The organism is Sphingobacterium sp. 2149 (genome assembly GCF_031455655.1).
Lineage (GTDB): Bacteria > Bacteroidota > Bacteroidia > Sphingobacteriales > Sphingobacteriaceae > Sphingobacterium.
In genome coordinates this window covers 183,344-205,392 of the sequence record NZ_JAVDTD010000009.1, presented here as the reverse complement: position 1 = coordinate 205,392, position 22,049 = coordinate 183,344, and the positions used below count along the sequence as shown (strand labels likewise).

17 protein-coding genes are annotated in these 22,049 nt (G+C 39.9%); 8 read left to right on the top strand and 9 right to left on the bottom strand.

Features of this window, described 5'->3' with window-relative positions; translation table 11 throughout:
• Position 1: 1 nt before the first annotated feature.
• Together J2X77_RS14685 and J2X77_RS14680 are read left to right on the top strand one after the other, a co-directional pair.
• Entirely contained in the window at positions 2 to 712 is a 711-nt protein-coding gene (locus J2X77_RS14685; protein WP_209574290.1) for a HesA/MoeB/ThiF family protein, read from the top strand.
• A 145-nt stretch (positions 713 to 857) separates the two neighbouring features.
• Complete coding sequence (locus J2X77_RS14680) at positions 858 to 2,099, top strand: YaiO family outer membrane beta-barrel protein (RefSeq protein WP_310081302.1); 1,242 nt, start codon at positions 858 to 860, stop codon at positions 2,097 to 2,099.
• Here J2X77_RS14680 and J2X77_RS14675 read toward each other — a convergent pair.
• The 4 genes from J2X77_RS14675 to J2X77_RS14660 are packed head-to-tail and all read right to left on the bottom strand — an operon-like array spanning position 2,096 to position 10,863.
• Positions 2,096 to 5,518, bottom strand: coding sequence for a sulfatase-like hydrolase/transferase (locus J2X77_RS14675; protein ID WP_209574295.1), 3,423 nt, complete (start codon positions 5,516 to 5,518; stop codon positions 2,096 to 2,098). The genes J2X77_RS14680 and J2X77_RS14675 overlap by 4 nt on opposite strands.
• Positions 5,512 to 6,579, bottom strand: a complete 1,068-nt coding sequence (locus tag J2X77_RS14670) for a HEAT repeat domain-containing protein (protein WP_209574299.1) — start codon at positions 6,577 to 6,579, stop codon at positions 5,512 to 5,514. Before J2X77_RS14670 ends, J2X77_RS14675 begins: the two co-directional genes overlap by 7 nt.
• Positions 6,580 to 6,584: 5 nt before the next feature.
• On the bottom strand, positions 6,585 to 6,941 hold the full coding sequence (locus tag J2X77_RS14665) for a response regulator transcription factor (protein ID WP_209574302.1): 357 nt from the start codon (positions 6,939 to 6,941) through the stop codon (positions 6,585 to 6,587).
• Positions 6,942 to 6,945: 4 nt separating this feature from the next.
• Entirely contained in the window at positions 6,946 to 10,863 is a 3,918-nt protein-coding gene (locus J2X77_RS14660) for a response regulator (RefSeq protein ID WP_209574305.1), read from the bottom strand.
• Between the two features lie 300 nt (positions 10,864 to 11,163).
• On the opposite strand from J2X77_RS14660, the gene J2X77_RS14655 reads away from it, so the two are divergent.
• Genes J2X77_RS14655 through J2X77_RS14645 form a run of 3 tightly spaced genes read left to right on the top strand, consistent with a single transcriptional unit; the run spans position 11,164 to position 13,085 of the window.
• Positions 11,164 to 12,090, top strand: coding sequence for a ring-cleaving dioxygenase (locus tag J2X77_RS14655; RefSeq protein ID WP_209574308.1), 927 nt, complete (start codon positions 11,164 to 11,166; stop codon positions 12,088 to 12,090).
• Between the two features lie 40 nt (positions 12,091 to 12,130).
• Positions 12,131 to 12,430, top strand: coding sequence for a GNAT family N-acetyltransferase (locus J2X77_RS14650; protein WP_209574312.1), 300 nt, complete (start codon positions 12,131 to 12,133; stop codon positions 12,428 to 12,430).
• A gap of 22 nt (positions 12,431 to 12,452) precedes the next feature.
• Positions 12,453 to 13,085, top strand: coding sequence for an alpha/beta hydrolase (locus tag J2X77_RS14645; RefSeq protein ID WP_209574315.1), 633 nt, complete (start codon positions 12,453 to 12,455; stop codon positions 13,083 to 13,085).
• Positions 13,086 to 13,134: 49 nt separating this feature from the next.
• Here J2X77_RS14645 and J2X77_RS14640 read toward each other — a convergent pair whose 3' ends face one another.
• Positions 13,135 to 14,418, bottom strand: a complete 1,284-nt coding sequence (locus tag J2X77_RS14640) for a Gfo/Idh/MocA family protein (protein ID WP_209574319.1) — start codon at positions 14,416 to 14,418, stop codon at positions 13,135 to 13,137.
• Positions 14,419 to 14,723: 305 nt separating this feature from the next.
• Between J2X77_RS14640 and J2X77_RS14635 the strand changes: the two genes are divergently transcribed.
• Positions 14,724 to 14,915 carry a cold-shock protein gene (locus J2X77_RS14635; protein WP_046672944.1) on the top strand — a complete coding sequence of 64 codons (192 nt, stop codon included), beginning with the start codon at positions 14,724 to 14,726 and terminating at the stop codon, positions 14,913 to 14,915.
• Between the two features lie 186 nt (positions 14,916 to 15,101).
• Positions 15,102 to 16,226 (top strand): DEAD/DEAH box helicase, encoded by a 1,125-nt coding sequence (locus J2X77_RS14630; protein ID WP_209574322.1) that lies wholly within the window; start codon positions 15,102 to 15,104, stop codon positions 16,224 to 16,226.
• A gap of 71 nt (positions 16,227 to 16,297) precedes the next feature.
• Here J2X77_RS14630 and J2X77_RS14625 read toward each other — a convergent pair whose 3' ends face one another.
• The 3 genes from J2X77_RS14625 to J2X77_RS14615 all read right to left on the bottom strand — a co-directional run bounded on the left by J2X77_RS14625 (position 16,298) and on the right by J2X77_RS14615 (position 20,189).
• The gene (locus J2X77_RS14625; protein ID WP_209574325.1) at positions 16,298 to 18,565 is read right to left on the bottom strand and encodes a cation:proton antiporter; all 2,268 of its coding nucleotides are present in this window, start codon (positions 18,563 to 18,565) and stop codon (positions 16,298 to 16,300) included.
• A 177-nt stretch (positions 18,566 to 18,742) separates the two neighbouring features.
• On the bottom strand, positions 18,743 to 19,465 hold the full coding sequence (locus J2X77_RS14620) for a LytTR family DNA-binding domain-containing protein (protein ID WP_209574330.1): 723 nt from the start codon (positions 19,463 to 19,465) through the stop codon (positions 18,743 to 18,745).
• A complete protein-coding gene (locus J2X77_RS14615; protein WP_209574333.1) occupies positions 19,455 to 20,189 on the bottom strand; it encodes a histidine kinase in 735 nt (244 codons plus the stop codon). The genes J2X77_RS14620 and J2X77_RS14615 overlap by 11 nt, the downstream gene beginning before the upstream one ends.
• A 262-nt stretch (positions 20,190 to 20,451) precedes the next feature.
• Here J2X77_RS14615 and J2X77_RS14610 point away from each other — a divergent pair, with 262 nt between their 5' ends.
• Positions 20,452 to 20,670, top strand: a complete 219-nt coding sequence (locus J2X77_RS14610; protein ID WP_209574336.1) for a hypothetical protein — start codon at positions 20,452 to 20,454, stop codon at positions 20,668 to 20,670.
• A 118-nt stretch (positions 20,671 to 20,788) separates the two neighbouring features.
• Here J2X77_RS14610 and J2X77_RS14605 read toward each other — a convergent pair whose 3' ends face one another.
• A complete protein-coding gene (locus J2X77_RS14605) occupies positions 20,789 to 21,967 on the bottom strand; it encodes a thiolase family protein (RefSeq protein ID WP_209574339.1) in 1,179 nt (392 codons plus the stop codon).
• Between the last annotated feature and the right edge of the window lie 82 nt (positions 21,968 to 22,049).

Below are 22,049 nucleotides of genomic sequence, written 5' to 3'. Positions count from 1 at the left end.
CATGAAAAAAGATAACATTTTTGAGCGCTATAGCCGGCAGATTTTTATCGATGAAATTGGCGTCTCCGGACAACGAAAAATCATGAATGCCAAGGTATTGATTGTTGGCGCGGGGGGGCTAGGGAGTCCCGTCCTTCAATATTTAGCCGCTGCAGGTATAGGTAAACTTGGCCTGGCTGATTTTGACCACGTTGAACTCCACAATTTAAATAGACAGATCATTCACTCCGAAAACAACATTCACAAAACGAAAACTGAAAGTGCCCACGACTATATTCGAGAGCATAATAGTACGATTGATTTTCATACCGTTCCGGTAAAAATAGAACCCCACAACGCAGCTGCTATTCTTGCTCCCTATCAAATAATAGTAGATTGCTCGGATAACTTCACGACGCGTTACCTCCTGAATCAAATCTGCTTGCAACTCGATAAACCCTTGGTATATGGGAGCATATACGGCTTTGAAGGACAGCTGGCAGTTTTTAACTTTGAAGGCAGTAAAAACCTGTTGGATATCTTTCCCCCCCCCCCAAACCCCGATCAGTTTCCAAATTGCGATAAAAATGGAGTACTTGGCCCACTACCAGGGATCATAGGTAGCATGATGGCTATGCAAGTACTCAAAATAATAACCGGTTTACCTGTAGACAGCAACCAGTTAACCATTATCGATACCTTGCATTGGCGGTTTTCTAAACTTTCATTCTAACGGTCGATCCTAAACGGTATTCCATAAATGGGTTAGAGGGATTCACGAGCGCTCAAAAATTTATTTAAAACAACTGTGCACAAACAAATTTTGCTAATTTTAGTTTATATATTAGCAAGCTTAAATGTCAACTATACAATCCGGAATGAAAAAAGTAATTTATCCATTACTCTCCCTATCGCTTATACCTTTATTCTCCATCGCACAAGAGACAAAACTCACTGCCGACGATCTCTTTGCAAAAGCGCGAAAGGTCGCTTTTGATTCAAAAGATTATCCACAAGCGATTCAATTGTCCAAACAGGCTCTTCTTCAAGCACCGGACTACACGGATATCAATATTTTTTTAGCGCGCATTTATACATGGTCCGATAAGATAGATTCAGCAAGGGCCATCTTTACAGAACTGGATAGAAAAAACACCACCGATGAGGATTTCTTTTTAGCCTACGCTTCACTTGAATATTGGAACGATCAGGCTGACAGAGCAATTGCAATTACCGATAAAGGACTAAGCATACATCCGCAATCTCAGGATTTATTATTGCTAAAAGGCAAAATAAGCTATAGCAATGATCACTACGAAACTGCCGAAAAGGCAATTCATAGTTTGTTGGCAATTAATCCAAAAAATACGGAGGCCAGAGCATTGGCAAAAAATATTGAAGAGTATACAGCAAAAAATGCGATTGGTCTGACCTATAATTTTGTTCATTTTGACAAGCAATTTGATCACAATTGGCACATCATCGGCTTAAGTTATAAGCGGGCGACTCCAATAGGATCGGTAATTTTTAGAACCAATTATGCAAATAAATTTGCTGAAAATGGCGTACAGTTTGAAATGGAGGCCTATCCGCGTCTGTCAAATATATTCTACCTATATGTCGGAGCGGGCTATTCCAATAACGTCGGTATTTTTGCGAAATATAGAACGGGACTGTCTCTTTATGCTAATCTTCCGAATAGCTTTGAAGGGGAAATTGGTTATCGTCAACTTTATTTTAGTGACAATATCTGGATGTACACGGCTTCAGTAGGAAAATATTATCAAAACTTGTGGTTCAATCTGAGGACTTATCTCACACCTGGTGAAAAAAATATCTCCCAATCGTATACAGGAACAGTACGTTATTACACCAAAGGGGCTAACGACTATTTTGGATTTAATGCTGGAACCGGTCTGAGCCCAGAAGAAAACCGAAACAATCTATTGGATAATGCTTCTTATAAATTAAAGACGTTCAAAGTGGGGGCTGAATATAATTTCTCCGTTAAGCAAAGCAATCTGTTTTCGATTTCAGGCACCTATTATAACCAAGAATTCCGTCCCAAAGAAAAAGGAAATCAACTAGACATCATCCTTGGTTATATTCGAAAATTCTAGCGCTTTTCTGCCAGATTGAAATAATTGGTATAGACACTATCCGGGAGAAGTCGCTTTTGTGTATAAAATAGCTTATTCTTTCGCTTAAATAATTCAAAGCGCTTTGAAACCTCCTCTTTCGCATTATCCGAGCCGATATCTTCATTGAGCACACCATCTAATTGATACAATTGCCCGTCGGAAAGATGGTAATTACCTCTTACAAAATCAATCAACTGATTTTTACTCTGCATCATACCGATGCCATTACCCTGTGCCGATGCCCCTTTATCGAGGCCCTCACCTATCCAAGTAACTTGAGATGGAGTTTTCACGCCAAAGTTCTCTCGATAGTAAGCCAATACGGAAGGTGCAACATCAAAGTGACTGACAAAATGATGAAAAGTCTTAGGAGCCTTTAAAAGTGGCGAATAAATCAATAGCGGAACATGATAGCGATCAATTTTGCTTTGTAAAGGTATCTCTGGCATCGCATGGTCGCCAGTGATGACAAAAATCGTATTTGCAAAATCTGCTCTCTTTTTGTACGATTCAAAAAATTGTTCCATCGCATCATCCAAATTCAACACCGAGACCAGCTGCGTACGGTTTTCTAAAGCCCACTTTTTTTGTTCTGCCTTAAGGTTCAACGTCGCCATACGTTGATCAAATAATTGCTCATAATGTGCCGCGTTATTAATCAAAAATGGATTATGTGTAGATAAGGTCAAAAGCACATGGAAATAGGGCTGTTGCTGCACTTTCTGTACCTCAAGAAGCTTACTAAATACAGCTTGGTCTTCATATCCCCAACTTTCCCCTCCTTTTTCAGGCAATTTCTTATACGGAGGACCAAATGCTGCCTGATCAATGAGCATATCAATTTTATTATAATCCATGAACTTCTTCATGAAATCAAAATTTGAATGACCGCCGTAGAAAAAACCAGTATTAAATCCATTGCTCTTTAGAATATTAAATAGATTGAAATTGTCTGGTAAGGTATCCTGCTCTAAAAAACCGTGCATAGCAAAAGGTAGTGAGCCTGTTATCGTAGGCAGAACAGAAAATGTCCGCCCTGAAGAACTCATGTTATTGTCCCAATACAGCGATTGTTGTTTCAATCTACCGATAAAAGGCGTGAAGTTACCGATATAGCCATTTTCAGCGCTATAGGCATGCCCTAACCCCTCAATGACGAGAATAACTAAATTGGGCACTTTCGTCGTTTTCTGAAGGTGTGTTCCTAGAAAATCTTTGGTATCTTCTTTTTTCAAAAAAGGAAATTTAGTGTCCAACACCTTTGTATCCTCCTCCTCTTTATGGAACATTGCGAGCATACCCGGATGCTCATCCACATAATTTGATAAATTGGAATTAAAGAAATAACGCCATTTACTACGGCTTGCGTTTGCCACAAACTCATCCTTTTCTGTGCTACTGCCCAAAAGTGAACTTGAAGACAAAAAGAACGATACAACGCCTAAAGATAACAAAGAAATACCCACATAGGAACTCTTGAACGTTTGCTTATTCGCAATCCAAAGGGGAACCCAAGAAATCACTATCAATAATAAAAGCAACGCAATATTAGTAAAACTCAACATACCGCTAGCCTCCAAAATTTGCTTCATCTCTTCCGAACTGTAGTAGAACATATCAGCTCCAAGCAAATTTCTCGATTCACCAAAATAGAGAAATAAGATAAATTGCATGACGACAATAAACGAAAAAGAAATGACGATCAGTACTCTAGCCCAGAAACTGCTTATAAATTGAAGCAATAAATAACCCATGCCCAAACAGGCTAATGATTGGAAAATAAATAAGATATTGTCCAAAAAAAGGTATTTGCCTGCATGGACCTCCGAAAGCTGAACAAATCGACGGCCGTACCACCACCATTCTACACCAACGGATAACAGGTAGAGCGCGACGAATATTACCATCACCGGCCCCAAGCTTTTTAACGACCGATTCAAACGTTGACCGATGTATTTCCAAACCGATTCATTCACATCCTTCTGCTGAAAGCCTTGTCGAGTCATTTCTCCCCAGCCATGCTGCTTACGAAAGTAGTCAACCACCCCTTGTACGCCAGCTTTAACAACAATGGGGTGAAAGTAAAGTGGTTCTAGGATGGCGGTAGTTATTAACGTCGAAAGGTCGCGCTTCTTTGAATAGACCTGGTGGCTAACAAGGTCAACCAGGATCGCATAGATTGAATACAAAATTCCCGAAGCAATAACTAGTGCAAAAAGTGCAAAGAAAAATGACCAGTTGATGATTCCGAGTATAAAAAAGATCAGAAAGACAATGTAACCTGTAAATTCGACAATGGGGCCCAAAAATTCAAAGAAAAACCAATAAGGCATGCTAACCATACCGAAACGGCCATACTTCGGATTGAACATGAGTTTGCGATGCTTCCATAAGGTTTCCATAGTGCCGCGCATCCAACGATTACGCTGCTTGCGCAGCACCTCCTTAGACTCTGGCACCTCCGTCCAGCATAAGGGATCAGGAATATTAACGACCTCATAAGCCTGCTTTTGATCTTCCATATAGCGACGCATACGAACAACAAGCTCCATGTCCTCCCCAACCGTATTTCTGTCGTAGCCTCCACAAGCCAACACAATCTCGCGGTCAAAAGCGCCAAATGCACCTGAAATCAGAATTAATCCCGAAGCTCTAGACCAAGCCATTCGCCCTAAAATGAAAGCACGGATATATTCTAAAGCTTGCGTGCGCCCCAACCAAGACTTTGGCAAATTAACATCCACAACAGACCCATCCACGACGTTACAGTTGTTGGCCAAACGGATAACGCCACCGCAAGCGATAACGCGTTTGTCAGTTTGTTCTAGAAATGGCTTCGCTAATTTTAAAATCGCATCCTGTTCTAAAATACAATCCACATCAATACAAACGATATAATCTCCAGAAGAGATATTCACCCCAACGTTAAGCGCGTCCGCCTTGCCGCCATTCGCTTTGTCTACAACAATCAGCTTCTTAAAAGCCGGGTTTTTACTTTTATAGATTCCCCGTATCTCCTTCGTCTCAATGTTTCCTTGAACAAAGAAAGACGTCGGTTCAAGTTCATAAGACGTGATCAATTTTGATATAGAATCATCCTTACTCCCATCATTTACGATAATAATTTCTAGATTATGGTAATACAACGACAATAAGGACCGCACATTCTCAACGATGGTCATGCCCTCGTTATAGGCTGGTGCAATCAGACTGAATGTAGGTGCATTGGGATTGGTGGCAATAATACTATAGTCCGTAGACGTATTATCATGTTTGTAACGAAACACAGCTCCATAAGCATATAATCCTATCCAAGTATAAATAAGAAATACCGCCCCGGAATAAAGCAAAAATAACCAAACTATAATTTCATATGCGATATGGGAAAACTCTAACATTTTTTCTCTTGCAAAGCGTGTTTAATAATTCGTCTAAGTTCGTCGTAGGTATCTCCAGCTTGTGATACCTCCTGCAAATAGTGTTCTTCTCCAAGAACGACAAGTACTTCGGCGGCAGAAATTTTAATTGATACTTGGGGATGATTCCACAGTAGTTCTTTAAGAAAATGCTCGCTTTCTTTACTCTTGGCTATCTTCATCGCTTTCAGAATCTCATTCTGCACTGCGAGTGGCTGCAGATCGAAACTCTGTATAAATTGCTGAATTGTCCCACGATGCTCGATGGCCTGTAAAGTTCTTACAGCCTGTACACGAACCATCGTCGATGGGTGAGCCAACAGGTTATGAACCGCCGTATAGAGGGTCATCAATCTGAATTTTCGGATTAGACGTAAAGTGAATACAACAACCGAATCATTTGTGCTATTAATCCAATGATCAACTTGCAAATCAGATTGTTCCGGTATATCATGAATGGAATACAATAAGCGCAACTGTTGCCAATCTGATAACGGCTTATCGAAATGCTCCAAAAAGCCAAGGCCTTCGTATCCCTTAAAACTGACAATTGCATATTGGGCCTCCTGATAAACAGCAGTTCGGGGATCGTTCAACTTCGCCATGATTTCAGGTATTGCAGCTTCAACATTCATCGCTGCAAGCTCCTGAACACCGCCGGCTACCAAATAGCCGCTGCGATGCCTGAGTTTACGCCAGGCTTCATCCTCGAGTTCAAAATCACGAAACAGCCTATTAATCGATTGTTTAGCACCACCAGAAAATTTTCTATCCGAATCAACCAGTACATCTAAAAAAAGTGCCCGAAATGAAGGCTCCTTTAAATGTTCCGCAAATTCCTTATCGCTATCACTACGGTCATCATTCCCTACGATTGTCTCCATAATCTTATGCTCGATGATTTCTCTCCAAGATTGCTTATTATGAAGTATTCGATAACTATAGAAGCTGTAACCCAATACTGTAATAATCAACAACAGTACTAAGATCAACACGATAACTATCGCAAGAATAAGTTCATGTAGTGCGATATGGTGATACATATTGTTTATTTATTTTTTAGGCGTTTTATTCTGAGAATGAGCTCGTTTGGACTAAATGGCTTAACCATAAAATCTGATGCTCCTAAATCGAAGGCATCGACCACAACCTCCTCCTGGCCCATACTCGACAATACAATGACAGGAATCTCCTTTCCAACACGCTTAATCGCCGAAAGGATTTCAATACCAGAAGCAAAAGGCATCATAATGTCCGTCACAATTAAATCCAAATCCAGTTCATTAATTTTCTCTATCGCTTCACGACCATTTCTGGTCAACACTACTTCGTGCCCTTCTTTTACCAACTTGTGTTCAACAGTACGTAATATCAATTCGTCGTCTTCAGCTATTAAAATCAACATAGCGTTATTTATTTAAAATTTTTGTAATGAGTTCCAAACCTATATCCATTTCTTGTTCAATTGCTCTGAAAGCGTTCGCAAGATCAGTTTCAATGGTCGAACTTGTTTCCAATTCTTTTGTCATCTCGGCCAATTTGACAAGCCCTGCTGTTGAAGCAGTGCCCCGCAATTTGTGTAGCAGCTCCTTGACATGGACAAAATCATCTGCATGGATTGCCACCTGTAGCTGCTTTCTAGCCCCTGTTATCTCCCGTACGACCAAATCCAGAAAAAAAGCTAAAAATGCAGGATCATCACCGGCCTGTTCATCCAAGCGATGCATGTCTAAATGTTGATCGCCGTGTGCTAATTCGGAGGCGTCGTCAGCAATAGGAGTACCGGATATTGCTTTATCCAACGCTATGTACAAATCTTGTTGTCGAATAGGCTTAGCTAAAAAATCGGACATCCCCGCCGCTAGACAGCGTTCCCTTTCTCCCGAAATATTACCGGCTGTAACACCAATTATAGGTGTTTCGGCGTAACCTTTAATCTGGCGAATCTGTTTGGTAGCTTCAATACCATCGACCTCAGGCATCTGAACATCCATTAAAATAAAATCAAATGTCTTCTTCCTACAGGCCTCAATGGCCTGAGCGCCATCAGACACTTCTGTCAGGCGTGCACCCGGCATTATACTGGCCATAATGCGCAAATTGAGCGCCATATTGACCGCATTATCATCTGCCAATAAGACCTGAATTTCCTTATGATAAAAATCTGAAGACACAGACAAATTTTCATTAGCTTTTGATTGGACGGCTTCTTGCCTATTTTGCTGGATCGCTCGGCGAAGTGTTGAATATAACTCTTCTGACTTAATGGGTTTAAGCAAACAGAAAGAATGCTCTTCCTGTCGGAATGCCGAAATCACCTCATGCTCTTCCGATGAGGTATGCAACACAATCAATGGAATGCCTTCCTCTTGCTTCAGAAAGAGTTCTTTGATTTTACCGATCGTTTCTAGGCCCGATAATATCGGCATATGATAGTCCATTAAAATAACATCGAACCTTTCACCTTTCATCAATAACTGTAAAGCTTCCATACCATTAGCCGCGAGTACAGAGTCGACGTTCTTATACGATAGCATATGTTGAAGAATGATCCGATTATTAGCGTTATCATCAACAACAAGGACACGATTTAAAGGTAGTTCTGTATCTATATCCTCCTGTTCTTCAAATCGGACCTCAATATCAAAGAAGAATGTGGACCCGACGCCCATTTTGCTCACCAAATTCAGTTTGCTTCCCATATATTTCAACAGGTTGTTAGAGATTGTCAAACCAAGTCCGGTGCCACCATAACGTTTACTTACGGAACTATCTTCTTGGGTGAAAGCATCAAATATACGTTGTTGCTTGTCGGGCGGAATTCCAATACCAGTATCTCTGACTTCAAAACGTAGCGCTAATTTATCCTCGCTATTATAGCGCTTACTGATCTTAAATTCGATCTCGCCTTTTTCTGTGAACTTCACAGCATTGCCCAACAGATTCACCAATACTTGCTTGATACGTGATTCATCAATCCAAACAAAAGCGGGTAGCCCCTGCTCAATATTCAGAAGCAGTTCGACATCCTTTCGCTGGGCTTGATAGAGAACAACATTAATAACCTGATTAGCTACATCATATATATTATATTTATCAACAAATAATTCAAGTTTTCCGGATTCAATTTTTGAAAAATCCAAAATGTCATTAATAATATTGAGCAAGCTATTCCCCGATTCATTGATATAGCCAAGATACTGCAACTGCGTATCATTTAATGGCGTTTTCAGCAATAAGTCCGAAAATCCGATCACCCCGTTTAAAGGTGTTCGAATTTCGTGGCTCATATTGGCCAGGAATTCGGACTTTGCTTTACTGGCTAGCACGGCTAGTTCTTTTGCTAATTTCAATTCATCATTTATTTTTACTGACTCTGTTATGTTCTGCGTAAAAATAATGATCCCGCCGATACTTCCATCAGCAAGATGCCATGGTCTAACTTCCCAATTGAAATGCTGCGCTTCGGCCAATCCACCAGCCTGAATAATCTCATCCCTATTCTTATAAGGTATGCCACCCAAAGCATCGCGGTATATTTTTTTTCTATTTTCCGGAATATGAGGAAAAAGATCCAAAAAGTTACTATTAGTCGGTAAACTGGCCCCATCATGAAAGTCTTCCAACCATTGATTACTAACCGAAATATAGTTAAAATCACGGTCAAACATAGCAACAGAAGCCGGAACGTAATCTACAAAGGCGCGTAACATCGATTCTTTGCGTTCTAATTCCAGAAATAGCGATTTACTATGATCGATATCCTGTATAATTCCATACACACGTTTGCATAAATCATTTTCAAATTCGGGAATACCCTTTACGCGTACCCAAATCGACTCGCCGCTTTGCTTTAGTAGACGTAATTCCGTATCATAAGGTGTCCTGGAAGCAATTGCCTCTTCAAATACTCGTCGCAATGTGCCCTGACTCTCCTGTTCATAAAATCCGATAGCATGCTCAAAATCCGGTGTAAAATCAAGAGGTACACCATGGATAAGCTTTGTAGAATCCGACCAATAGACCTTATTGTTAACCAGGTCTACCTCCCATCCACCAACTTGAGCGACAGCATTTGTCTGTTCTAAGATCTGCTTGGTATGCAAAAGATCATTTTCAAGCCGTAGCCGATCCGTCATATTTAACGCAGTGCTGACAACGTAAGACTTTCCATTTTCATCAGTTTCTAGCATGTTATGATAAAGCCAAGAGATATCTTCACCATCTTTTGTTTGCAAAACCATCATTCCTGAATCCTCTCGGTTGCTCGCAATACGTTGAAGATAATCTGCGACTAAAGCAACATGATGAGCCGGGACCAAGTTTTTTAGATTAAGTCCTTTGACCTCCTCTTTGGAATAACCTAATAACTCTCTTCCTTTTTCATTAACTGATAAAATATTGCCTTCCATATCATGCATGCTCATCAGGCCAATGGCATTTTCAAAAAAGCTACGGAATCTACGCTCAGAATTTTCCAGTTTCAGTTTTTCTTCCCGTTCCGCTGTCACATTTCTGCCAAAAGCCAAAATATCACGGTTGACTGCATCAAATTTAAAATTCCATTCAATCTCCACCATTTGGCCGTTCTCCATTCGAGTCGTACTACTGCTTTGGATACCGTATTTTGTTTCCGCTACCCGGTTCAAGTCGAATGCTAATTTTTCTTCAGTATCACCCAATAAAGTGAAAATAGATTTGCCTAAGCTGTCCGAGCGGGACAATCCCAAAACTTTACTAAATGCAGGATTAACATCTTTAACATTGTGCATATCATCCAAAACACAAATGATATTGTTGGTCAAATGAAAAATTTCAGCGAAATAACCCGCCTGTTTTTTTCGATGCTTTCCCAGTAATATCTTGGTCGCTGCCTTGCCTAATTCTGCCAGGGAGCTGACCTGTTTCTCTGAAAGCTGTTTGGGATGGAAATCAATCACGCAAATTGTCCCAAGCGCATCACCATCATCGTCCAAAAGCGGGACCCCCGCGTAAAAACGGATATTTCCCTCGCGAATCAAGGGATTGGAAGAAGAGCGAACATCGTTAAAAGTGTCTTCAATGATGAGCACTTCTTTACTCATGATCGTATACTGACAGACGGTATTCTTCCTGTCCACAGTGTCCAACGCTATCCCAACGCAACTCTGAATACGTTGCGTTTCTTGTTCCATCATGGCAATTAGAGCAGCAGGACAATCTGTAATCAAACAGGCTGCCTGCGCAAAAACATCTAATTCCGGGTCTTTCCCGAGCCCCATTAACTCATAGGATTTCAGTTTTTCTATCCTTCTTAACTCATTTTCAGGAAAAACATTATTTACCATTTATCTCCAGTATTTAGATCAGGTTTATTATCACTGTGAAGTTAACAAAAACATTACTGAACGCCGCGTAAATAATAAGGAAATTGATCAAATAATGTTTTATTAAGAACAAACACTGCGAAGAATAGTTGTTGTATGGCAAAAATTCATCGCCTATATTCCTAATAAATAAGTTATTTTCAACTTTAATTTACAGAGATACCGTTATTGATACACAATTGATTTTATTAATCTAGTTCAATAAAACTTCCTTTGGGTTGGCGTAACTTTACATTAGTCAAGAAAACATAATACGTTAATATGGAAAATAAAATATTAGGATTGCATCACATTACTGCGATAGCCGATAATGCAAAACGAAATCTCGATTTTTATACGCAAGTACTGGGTGTCCGTCTTGTAAAGAAAACGGTAAACTTTGACGATCCCGGCACTTACCACTTCTACTTCGGCAATGAATTGGGAGAACCTGGTACTATCCTTACTTTTTTCCCCTGGGAAGGTATCGGAAAAGGAGCATCAGGTGCAGGAATGGCTACCCACATCGGCTATTCTGTACCGAAAGGCAGTCTAGATTTTTGGGGAAATCGCTTAACACAACATCAGATCCATTGGATAGAAGGTGAGATTTTTGGAGAGAGACTAATTTCATTTAATGATCCTGACGGGTTGCAGCTTCAATTTATTGAAACAAATGACCCAAGAAATCCTTGGACAACCACCGATATCCAAGCAGAAAATGCTTTAAAAGGCTTTCATAATGTCACGCTTTCATTAAGAAAGGCCGAGCCAACCTTAAAAATACTGACCGATATTTTAGGCTATACGCTTAGCCGGCAGATTGACAATCGTTATCGATTGACGACGGACAGTATAGCCACGGCCAACATCGTCGACATCATCGCAGATGAAAATATGACCTACGGCAAAAATGCGGCCGGTACAAACCATCATGTCGCATTTCGCGTGAAAGACGATAACGTTTTGATGGAGTACCGCGAAAAAATACTTTCAGCAGGATTAGATATCACGCCTAAAATAAATAGAGACTATTTTTTCTCGTTATACTTTCGTGAACCAGGAGGCGTACTTTTTGAAATCGCTACCGATAACCCCGGCTTTACAGCGGATGAACCTTTATCAAGTTTAGGTTCGGCACTCAAATTGCCAAAGCAGTATGAAAGCCATCGATTACAAATTGAAGAAATATTACCGAAAATAGACTAGATAACTAAATCATATCAATATCACTTGCAAAAAAAGAGCTATGGAAAGAACTGAAATTATCCTGGACAAAAATCAACGTGGCGAACTGCAATTATTCTCCGATAATCATAAAGCCGGCTTAATGAACATTGCGATCATCGATGGCAATCTCGTTGTTTACCACACCGAGGTAAATAATGCGTATGAGGGCAGAGGATTTGCAAAAATACTTCTTGAAAAGCTCGTATCTTATGCCCGCGAAAACAACATGAAAATTGTTCCATTATGTCCTTATGTAAATGCACAATTTCATCGTCATCCCGAGCGCTATCAAGATATTTGGTTTAGAAGAACGACATAATTATCAAAAAAGAAAACGCAACATGAGTCATCCAATAAACATAAAGAGAGCCGGCCACAATTTAGAACAGGCAAAAAAAGCGATCATCATGATCCATGGTCGGGGCGGAAGTGCCGAAGATATACTTAGCCTGTCATCGTATCTTCAGGTCGATAATTTTGCACTGCTGGCACCACAAGCTGAAAATCAAAGTTGGTATCCCTTCTCTTTTATTGCTCCGGTTCAACAGAACGAACCGTGGTTGAGTGCGGCACTGACCTTAATCGATCATACCGTTCAACTGGCTTTAGCGCGGGGAATCCTCGCCAAAGACATTTATTTTTTCGGATTCTCTCAAGGAGCTTGCTTAACGCTCGAATATCTTGCACGCCATGCACAGCATTATGGAGGTGCTGTCGCAATTATCGGCGGCGTGATTGGTGAGGAAATTAACCACGAGAATTACAGCGGAGATTTTGCACAGACTCCAATTCTACTCGGCACTAGCGATCCTGATTTTCACGTTCCATTAGAACGTGTCAAAACAACAGCATCCATCTTCGAAAAAATGAATGCGAACGTAAAGCTCGCAATATATTCAAACGGAGGTCATAGCATCAATCGTGAGGAGATCGATCTTGCAAATGAATTTGTCCTCAAAGATGTACAGAAATGATCCATTGGTTGTTGATTATTCATTTTAATCAACAACCGGTCGCAATGCATTATACTTTTGGATATTTATACCCATTATGATAAATCGATGCTAAGTACTGATTTGCCTTCTTATCCGTAAAATTCTGTTGTTCTTTATTCCAATAGAGCTTTTGTCCTGTCCTGAATGCTATATTTCCCAGCTGAGAAAAGATGGCAATATGGGCGCCAACTTCAATTGGTGCATGAAGTAAGTGCGGATTACGTTGACGAATGGCAGTGACGAAATTTTCCATGTGCTTGTCTAGTCCGTCGTCTAAAGAAGGTTGCATAGCGACCGCTTCCATCCGCCCCTTTTCCGGAATCACCTCCCATCCCGACCGGTTTAAAACCAGCGTACCATTGTTACCAATAAATGCGACACCGTGGTTGCGGTTATATGGACCAAGATCAATTCCTTTGGCATGTTCCCATTGAATATTAAAACCCTCAAACTCGTACACGGCCGTCATCGTATCCGGCGTTTGTCCAGCGTCATCTGGAAAAGCAAATTTTCCCCCTGAGGCCATAATAGACTTTGGATCGGAAACGTTCATACCAAGTAAAGCATAGTCCAACATATGTACCCCCCAATCGGTCATCAAGCCACCCGCATAGTCCCAAAACCATCGAAAATTAAAATGAAATCGATTCAAATTAAATGGTCTTTTTTGCGCCGGTCCAAGCCATTCCGTATAATGAACACCCGCCGGAACTGGTTCGTCAGGTACAACGGGAATAGCACTTTTCCACCCTTGGTAGGACCAAGCCTTTACTAATCTTATTTTGCCCAATTTTCCAGAATGAACAAAATCAATAGCGTCTTGAAAATGTTGCTGACTTCTTTGCCATTGGCCAACCTGAACAATAGCCTTATTCTTTTTCGCAGCCTGAACCATTAATTGACATTCAAGAATAGAGTTGCCAATGGGCTTCTCTACATACACATGCTTTCCTGCATTGACAGCATCTACCATTTGCAGGCAATGCCAATGGTCCGGCGTTGCAATGATCACTGCATCCACACGTGAGCTCTGGAGCATCTTTTTATAATCCACAAAAGTTTCGACGTGTATGTTTCTTTTCCGCAGCTCTTCCGCTCTCTTTTTAAGAATATTATCATCTACGTCACAAAGAGCCGTACACACAATCCCGTCATTCTTTAATAATGAATTCAAATCTGACCAGCCCATGCCATTTACACCAATCAGTCCAACTCGAATAGACTGATCTAATAAACTGGAACCTTGGACATTTAAGAAAAACGATGATGCAGCCAAAACAGTGGACGATTTAATAAAATCTTTTCTATTCATTAGATAATGGTTTAAAAATTGTTATTTGCGCATTGCCGAGGTGATCGATATGAATACATACGCCCCGATGAATACCTTATTGAGAAATGCTCCCTTTTTTATAAAAAGCAAATTGCTTCGATGAAATTACAAAAATGAATTTAGGTGCCTGCAATACGCATTGTAAAATATATATATACAAACCTAACGAAAGTTTACATAGACGATGAAAATTAGTCAACTGAACAACACATTTTGTAATTCATCAAAAAAAATGAGCGATTAATGGTTTTTTATACCTAACTTGCCGCACTTAATTAAAAATAATGAATACAGGTAAAATTAAATTTTTCAATGAAACTAAAGGTTTTGGTTTTATTACACCAGAGGATGGTAGTGCAGATGTTTTCGTACACGTTTCTGCGCTTAAAAACCAAGTATCTGAAGGCGACGTTGTTACTTATGATGTAGAAAGAACTCCAAAGGGGATCAGCGCTACAAATGTAAAATTGGCGTAATCCAAAAAATACACTTTCTTGTTAAATGGGGTAATTCATGATGACTTATCCCATTTCTTTTTCCTATTCTTCCTTTACAACTTTCATTAATCTTATACTTTTTCGTTGAAGACTTTTGGCATTCAAATAAAAAGCATACAATGATTTGAAAAGGTTTTATTTAAGACAAATTCGAACATACTACGCATGGAATTTAAACAACTCAGTTTAATCGATCCGCTTTTAAAAGCAATAACAGAAACAGGCTATACACATCCCACAGCAATTCAACAAAAGGCGATTCCAATTGTACTGAAAGGAAACGATCTGATTGGGTGTGCACAAACGGGCACAGGGAAAACTGCCGCTTTTGCACTCCCCCTTTTACAACGCCTTGAAGAAACCAAGACATCAGGTAAATTCGTTCCGATTAGGGCACTGATTCTTACGCCAACACGTGAACTGGCTATTCAAATCGGAGATAATATAAATTTATATCGAAAATATCTAAAATTAAACTATTGCACTATTTTCGGCGGAGTAAGCCAAGAAAAACAGGTCAAAGAAATAAAAAAGGGCGTTGATATCCTGGTGGCTACCCCGGGGCGCTTACTGGATCTAATAAACCAAAAGATCGTTTTTCTAGATAAGATCGAAATGCTCATATTGGACGAAGCCGACAACATGCTGGACATGGGCTTTATACATGATATAAAAAAGATCCTAGCTAAGATTCCGTCAAAGAGACAAACACTATTTTTCTCGGCAACAATGCCTCCCAACATCCGTAAGTTTGCCCATGGAATATTGAATAAACCTTTGGAAGTTGACGTTACTCCGGTAAGCTCAACAGCCGAAAAAGTAAATCAATCGGTATTTTTCGTTGAAAAGAAGGATAAAATCAAATTGCTAACGGTCCTATTAAAAAAACTTAAACAGGAACGTACGATCGTATTCTCCAGAACAAAACACGGAGCCGACAAAATTGTTAAGCTACTTGCGAAAAATGGTTTGAGAGCAGCAGCCATTCACGGAAATAAATCTCAAAATGCCAGACAAAAGGCACTGGGTGAATTTAAAGACAATCATCTAAAAATATTAATTGCCACCGATATTGCTGCAAGAGGAATCGATATCGAACAACTTCCCCTCGTTATCAATTATGATCTCCCTAATGTACCTGAAACCTATGTTCATCGCATCGGAAGAACAGGAAGGGCCGGACTCGAAGGAAAAGCAATCTCTTTCTGTGATGTGGAAGAAAGACCTTATCTGGCTGATATTGAAAAACTGATCGGATTAAAGATCAAAATAGAAAAAACAAGTAAATAAGCATTCATAGCCTTAAACAAAAAGCCCTTAATCCATTTGATTTAAGGGCTTTTTGTTTAAGGCTACTTTTTTTAGGGCTTACGATCAGCCATCAACAACGTTGACGGTGTAGCAGAAAGCCAATGTACTTTCTTATTGATAATCTTGTTCCAGCTGGGCAAGCTGATCAACATGAGATCCTGCTCCTGCCAGGTATCACTGTCTAACGCTTTTTCAGTTATAGTCAGATGATTTGGTACAAGTTGTTCCAATTGCCGAAGTTTCTCTTTAAAACCCGCATTGGTTCTCAAGACTTGATTTACGTCCCAAACAATAACTTGAGCATCTGAATGATGGATAAAGCGCTGTATCATTTCGTAGAGAAATTCATCGTTCTCCAAGACAATGGGAACGGTCACTCGCCTTGCTTTCACAAAGTTTTTGTCAATCAAAACGCCCACCATGGCACTCACTTTGGCATTGATCTGTTGATTTCTGTCAAATGTTGTAAAGGGTGATTCGGCATTTGTAACTGTATGGAATAACTTCTCGGGGTTTATAATTCGTGTCGTAAAGTCTAAAAACCTTCCCAATAAACTACCCTCATAAATAGATTCGCTTACACCCAAGAGGAGCAGATCATGATCGCCTTCGTTGGACGTCTGAACAATTCCACTATCAATATCACTCGAAATCTTAAATACGGTCTTAATCGGTTGATCAAGTTGCTGAGCAACCTGCTTTATTTCACGAAAACTATCTAACTCTTGGGTTTCCACTTCATAGTGATGTAACTCATTGGAAGGTTCAATATGCAGCGCCGTAATTTCAGCATTTTTTTTTGATTTCAATGTTAAAGCATTAGCCAGATATAAAAGTGAAATCCCAGTATTACTTTTTGCAAAAGACAATAGAATCTTAAATTTTGATTTATCCTGCAGATCTTCCCGCATGAGCGTTTTTCGGGGTCGATAAAGAAAATTGATAAGATCTAAGGATGGTCCTGTCATAAAAGTGGTTACTAAGGCCATAACAACCATCATCGAAAATAATTCTGCACTTAATACGCCAAGATCATATCCAATGTTGAGTACAATAAGCTCCATCAGACCCCGCGTGTTCATTAATGCACCAATACTTAGGCTATCTTTCCAACTTTGACCGACAAAACGTGCCGCTAATGTACTACCCATAAATTTACCAATCACCGCTACCAAAATAATACCAACGGTGATTATCCACAAATGAGGGTCATTAAGCAAACCAATCTGCGTCCGCAGCCCTGTATAGACGAAGAATAATGGTAGCAACAACAAGGTCGCTACATCTTCGATTTTTTCAATAAATGCTGTTCGAAATCGACTTCCTTCAGGCATAATCGCACCCGCCATGAATGCGCCAAAAAGTGCGTGGATACCGATCACTTCGGTCGCATAAGAAGATAACAACAACACGATAAAGAAAATCGCTACAACAGGTTTACTTAAAGCTTCTTTACTTCCCTTCACCTCCCCTACGCGCTTTAAAAATGGTCTAATGATTTTGATCATAACGAACACATAACCAATAGCCAAGCCGATTAAATACAAAGCACTGGCAAAATCACCTGCCTTTACAATGGCAATTACCACAGCCAAAATACACCAAGCTGTAATATCATCTGCCGCAGCGCAGGTAATCGCCATTGCACCTAACTTGCTTTTCTGCAACCCCCTCTCTTGTATAATTCGAGCAAGAACAGGAAATGCGGTGATACTCATTGAAATACCAATAAACAAGCTATAGGATAAAAATTCTACATTTTTAGGTGGATGGAACAGGTATAAAAAATAGGCCAATGAGATTCCCAAGGTAAATGGAATCACAATGCTTGCATGAGAAATGACCACAGCGTCGTGCGCTTTATTCCGTAGCACATTCAAATCTAACTCCATACCAATGATAAACATAAATAAGATCAGTCCGATTTGACTTAAAAACTGCAAATTACTCAACGATTCTATTGGAAAGAGCGTATGGGAGAATCCTGGAAAATAAACACCCAATAACGAAGGCCCCAATATAATCCCTGCGAGCATCTCGCCTATAACGACGGGCTGTTTAATCTTAATACAAATCCAGCCCATGATACGCGCCGCGATAATAATCGTTACAATTTGAGCCAACAATATCGCTAATGGATGCTGCAGACTATCGAATAAGGTAGATATAAAATCCTCCCAAGCACCATTATTTGTTTTTTCTCCCCGAAGAAGCTCTGGAGCTTCTAGCTGTGTTCCCAAACGAATCACCCAATACATTACGGCGAGTAATGTACCGATCAAAACCACATAGAAAATCGTGTTTCTATATTTTCTCATCTTCTATAGCAATTGAAATAAATGTCCTAATAACGGCATACTAAGTCCCGGGGAGATAGACATCAACATGGGGTTTTGTAAATGCGGTCACAACAAAAATATAATTCTCTAAGAGTTTTAATGCTTTTCGCTAGCGCAGTTTGAAGAAATATGTAATGAAACAACAGAATTTTGTAATCAGCTGAATTTCTCGAAAAACATTTTCTTGTACGATTCGCCTAAATTGAAAATAATGGGCATAGCTTGTGGATCCAACAGGTTGCTTGTAATTTCATCAGCAGAGAAAAATTTAACGATCTTGGTTGCAATCACCTCTTTTTTATTGATACGTATAAAGTCCTGCACAGGCAAAATCTCCAGCAACTTATCAAAACTTATATTTTTCAATAAAATGGACGAACCATCAGCCAAATGGACTTTTTTATCTCGGCTGTCCACCTCAGCAATCTGAACATAGTTGATCTGATCGAAATACAAAATCGTTTTTCCTTTATTCGTGTTGAACTGGCCAAAAAGCATAATTTCAGGCTGATTATTGATTATTTGCGCCACCTTCGTAATAGCTTGCTGAAGACGTTGCAATGATATTGGTTTACGCATGTAATCTACTGCGTTGATATCATATGCATCACTTGCATATTGTTTATATGCGGTAGAAAAAACAATTGGAAAGTCTTTCAGTGCTCTGGCGACATCGAATCCATTAAATTCTGGCATTTCAATATCCAGAATACAAAAATCAAAACTTAGCGTACCGTATTCTCTCAATAGTACCGCCGGATCATTAAAAGTTTTGACGACCTCCAAACCAGGAATTTGCTCACAGAGCATTTTCAAAAATCTCAAACTTGGTATTTCATCATCCAAAAGAATACATTTTAGGTTTCTTTCACTCTGCATATAATCTGATTTGAAGGTGGGCATTATACACATCATTTTCTACAAATCTGCGCAACTGATGCCTACCCGGATAATACAACATCAGACGCTCCTCCAAAGTTTTGCTACCTATTCCACTTTTTGACTTTTGCAAGGGAGACCGTTTTGATATTCTATTGCTCACCATAAGGTCCAGCCAACCATTCCTAAATGTTAATACGATGGAAATAAAAGAATCAGAACCGTGAAAATCAGCATGCTTAAACGCATTTTCAATTAAATCAACAGACACCAAAGGAATCAACGACGGTGTATTCAACATCGAACTATTTACCTCATCAATGTCAAACCTAACACGTATATCAAATAACGGGCTCAGTTTTACTTTGTTAATCTCAATGAGATTGCGCGCAAATTCAATCTCGGCTTTAGGTGAAACGAGTTCATCTTCGCTCTCATACAATACATAATCCAATACCATAGCCAATTTGTCCATGGTATAATAGGTCTGATAAGCATGAGAGAGCATTCCGTTCAACGAATTTTTTAGCAAATGAGGATTTAACTGTGCGCGGTGAAAATGCTCGATTTTTTGGTTATCCATGCGATTAAAAAGCTCCTTTTGGCGCGTGTTCTCTAGCAGCAACTTCCTATATTTCTTTCTCAAAACAAAATATAAGATCCATAGTACTACAACAATAGCGAGCAGTGATAAGATGATGATATAAGAGATTTCAATAGTCATGATAAATCCAAACTTACCAAAATTTCAGTACCCATAAAAATAGTGTATCAAAAAATCATGCATTCAAGTATCGAAATACAGCCCTTCTATTCTCATATTTATTACAAAAATTAACAGCTTCATTACAATTTAATCATTTTAGACCATTAATTTAACATTATTATGCGTATATTGATACTATCGTAATTAGCCGATCAAATGATTGTCTATACTATTTTGGTTAAACACGCCTGATTTTTTATCGGGCCTAATATGGAACACTATGGAAAAGCTCATTTTCGAAACTAATGCTCAACATCCCAGTCTTGTAGACAAAATCAAAGACGCTATTGAAAAATTGAATGGCATCCACGAATGGAAAATCGACTTGGATTCTATTTATAATCTATTAACCATAGAAGGTATCCGACTCAACCCTACGGAAATCGAATCGGAACTAGCCCTTCACGGAGTCGAGGCAAACCGCTTATATGAAGAGTAGAATCAATCTATGCTGTCACCAATAGAACAATTCTCTTGGAAGCTATGAATGATCAACAATAGAATAAATGAATAGAGCTTCTTCCAGGTAAGTACAATAATCTGATCTGGAAGAAGAATTAAGTTCTTCTGATTATCATGGCAGATGCGCCACCGCCACCATTACAGATTGCCGCAAGCCCCAATGAGCCTCCCTCTTGTCTTAAAATACTATTTAATGTAACCACGATTCTTGCTCCCGAACAACCTAATGGATGACCTAAAGAGACAGCTCCTCCATACACGTTGACTTTGTCCATTGGCAAACCCAAAATTTGTGCATTTACCAACGCCACAACAGAAAAGGCTTCATTAAATTCAAAGTAATCAATATCTTGGAGTGTCAATCCAGCTTTTTTCAGCACTTTCTCGGTAGCAACGCTTGGGGCCGTTGTAAACCATTCTGGAGCCTGTTCCGCATCAGCATAAGCGACAATTTCTGCAATTGGATGAAGTCTAAGTTCTTCCATTTTTTCGCCAGAAACCAAAAGGACAGCCGCCGCTCCGTCACTGATGGTCGATGCGTTTGCTGCAGTTACAGTCCCCTCCTTCTTGAAGGCTGGTTTAAGTTCGGGTATTTTGTCAAAATTGACCTGGGAAAATTCTTCGTCCTCCGAAACTACGGTGTCCCCTTTACGACCTTGTATTGTTACAGATTGAACCTCCTTTAAAAACTTATCTTTCTGCCAGGCATCGAGACTGCGTTTATAAGAGCGGATGGCATAGCTATCCTGCTCTTCACGACTTATGTGATATTTTTCGGCACATAGCTCGGCGAAGCACCCCATAGCTTCATTTGAATAGGCGTCACTCAAGCCGTCACGCTGTAAACCATCACTCAGACGCTGCGTACCAAACTTAGCACCCCAACGCATGGAATTAGCATAATAAGGCACTCTACTCATACTCTCCATCCCACCCGCAATTATAATATCGGCGTCGCCTAAAAAAATAGCCTGCGCAGCAACGGCTATTGCTTTCATACCGCTCGCACAGACCTTATTAATGGTTGTTGCAACCGTATGATCCGAAAGACCAGCAAGCTTGGCCACCTGCCTCGCCGGCGCTTGCCCCAAGTCTGCTTGCAAAACTGAACCCATAATGATTTCCTCAACCAAATCGCTAGCAACACCTGCTTCTTTAACAACAGAACGAACAGCGTGAGCTGCAAGCTCTGGTGCCGATAGGGTCGATAATGCACCACCAAAACTTCCAATTGGCGTACGTTTCGCAGCAACGATAAATACTCTTTTTGACATCTTATAAAAGTTTATAATTGTTTTGCTAAAATCAGATGGCTTTCCTGATGATAACCCGGCCACCTTCCTGATGTTTAAAGAT

Excerpts from the sequence above, each read along its gene's own strand:
- J2X77_RS14685 (WP_209574290.1), top strand. The coding sequence starts at position 2 with ATGAAAAAAGATAACATTTTTGAGCGCTATAGCCGGCAGATTTTTATC.
- J2X77_RS14680 (WP_310081302.1), top strand. The coding sequence starts at position 858 with ATGAAAAAAGTAATTTATCCATTACTCTCCCTATCGCTTATACCTTTA.
- J2X77_RS14675 (WP_209574295.1), bottom strand. The coding sequence starts at position 5,518 with ATGTTAGAGTTTTCCCATATCGCATATGAAATTATAGTTTGGTTATTT.
- J2X77_RS14670 (WP_209574299.1), bottom strand. The coding sequence starts at position 6,579 with ATGTATCACCATATCGCACTACATGAACTTATTCTTGCGATAGTTATC.
- J2X77_RS14665 (WP_209574302.1), bottom strand. The coding sequence starts at position 6,941 with ATGTTGATTTTAATAGCTGAAGACGACGAATTGATATTACGTACTGTT.
- J2X77_RS14660 (WP_209574305.1), bottom strand. The coding sequence starts at position 10,863 with ATGGTAAATAATGTTTTTCCTGAAAATGAGTTAAGAAGGATAGAAAAA.
- J2X77_RS14655 (WP_209574308.1), top strand. The coding sequence starts at position 11,164 with ATGGAAAATAAAATATTAGGATTGCATCACATTACTGCGATAGCCGAT.
- J2X77_RS14650 (WP_209574312.1), top strand. The coding sequence starts at position 12,131 with ATGGAAAGAACTGAAATTATCCTGGACAAAAATCAACGTGGCGAACTG.
- J2X77_RS14645 (WP_209574315.1), top strand. The coding sequence starts at position 12,453 with ATGAGTCATCCAATAAACATAAAGAGAGCCGGCCACAATTTAGAACAG.
- J2X77_RS14640 (WP_209574319.1), bottom strand. The coding sequence starts at position 14,418 with ATGAATAGAAAAGATTTTATTAAATCGTCCACTGTTTTGGCTGCATCA.
- J2X77_RS14635 (WP_046672944.1), top strand. The coding sequence starts at position 14,724 with ATGAATACAGGTAAAATTAAATTTTTCAATGAAACTAAAGGTTTTGGT.
- J2X77_RS14630 (WP_209574322.1), top strand. The coding sequence starts at position 15,102 with ATGGAATTTAAACAACTCAGTTTAATCGATCCGCTTTTAAAAGCAATA.
- J2X77_RS14625 (WP_209574325.1), bottom strand. The coding sequence starts at position 18,565 with ATGAGAAAATATAGAAACACGATTTTCTATGTGGTTTTGATCGGTACA.
- J2X77_RS14620 (WP_209574330.1), bottom strand. The coding sequence starts at position 19,465 with ATGCAGAGTGAAAGAAACCTAAAATGTATTCTTTTGGATGATGAAATA.
- J2X77_RS14615 (WP_209574333.1), bottom strand. The coding sequence starts at position 20,189 with ATGACTATTGAAATCTCTTATATCATCATCTTATCACTGCTCGCTATT.
- J2X77_RS14610 (WP_209574336.1), top strand. The coding sequence starts at position 20,452 with ATGGAAAAGCTCATTTTCGAAACTAATGCTCAACATCCCAGTCTTGTA.
- J2X77_RS14605 (WP_209574339.1), bottom strand. The coding sequence starts at position 21,967 with ATGTCAAAAAGAGTATTTATCGTTGCTGCGAAACGTACGCCAATTGGA.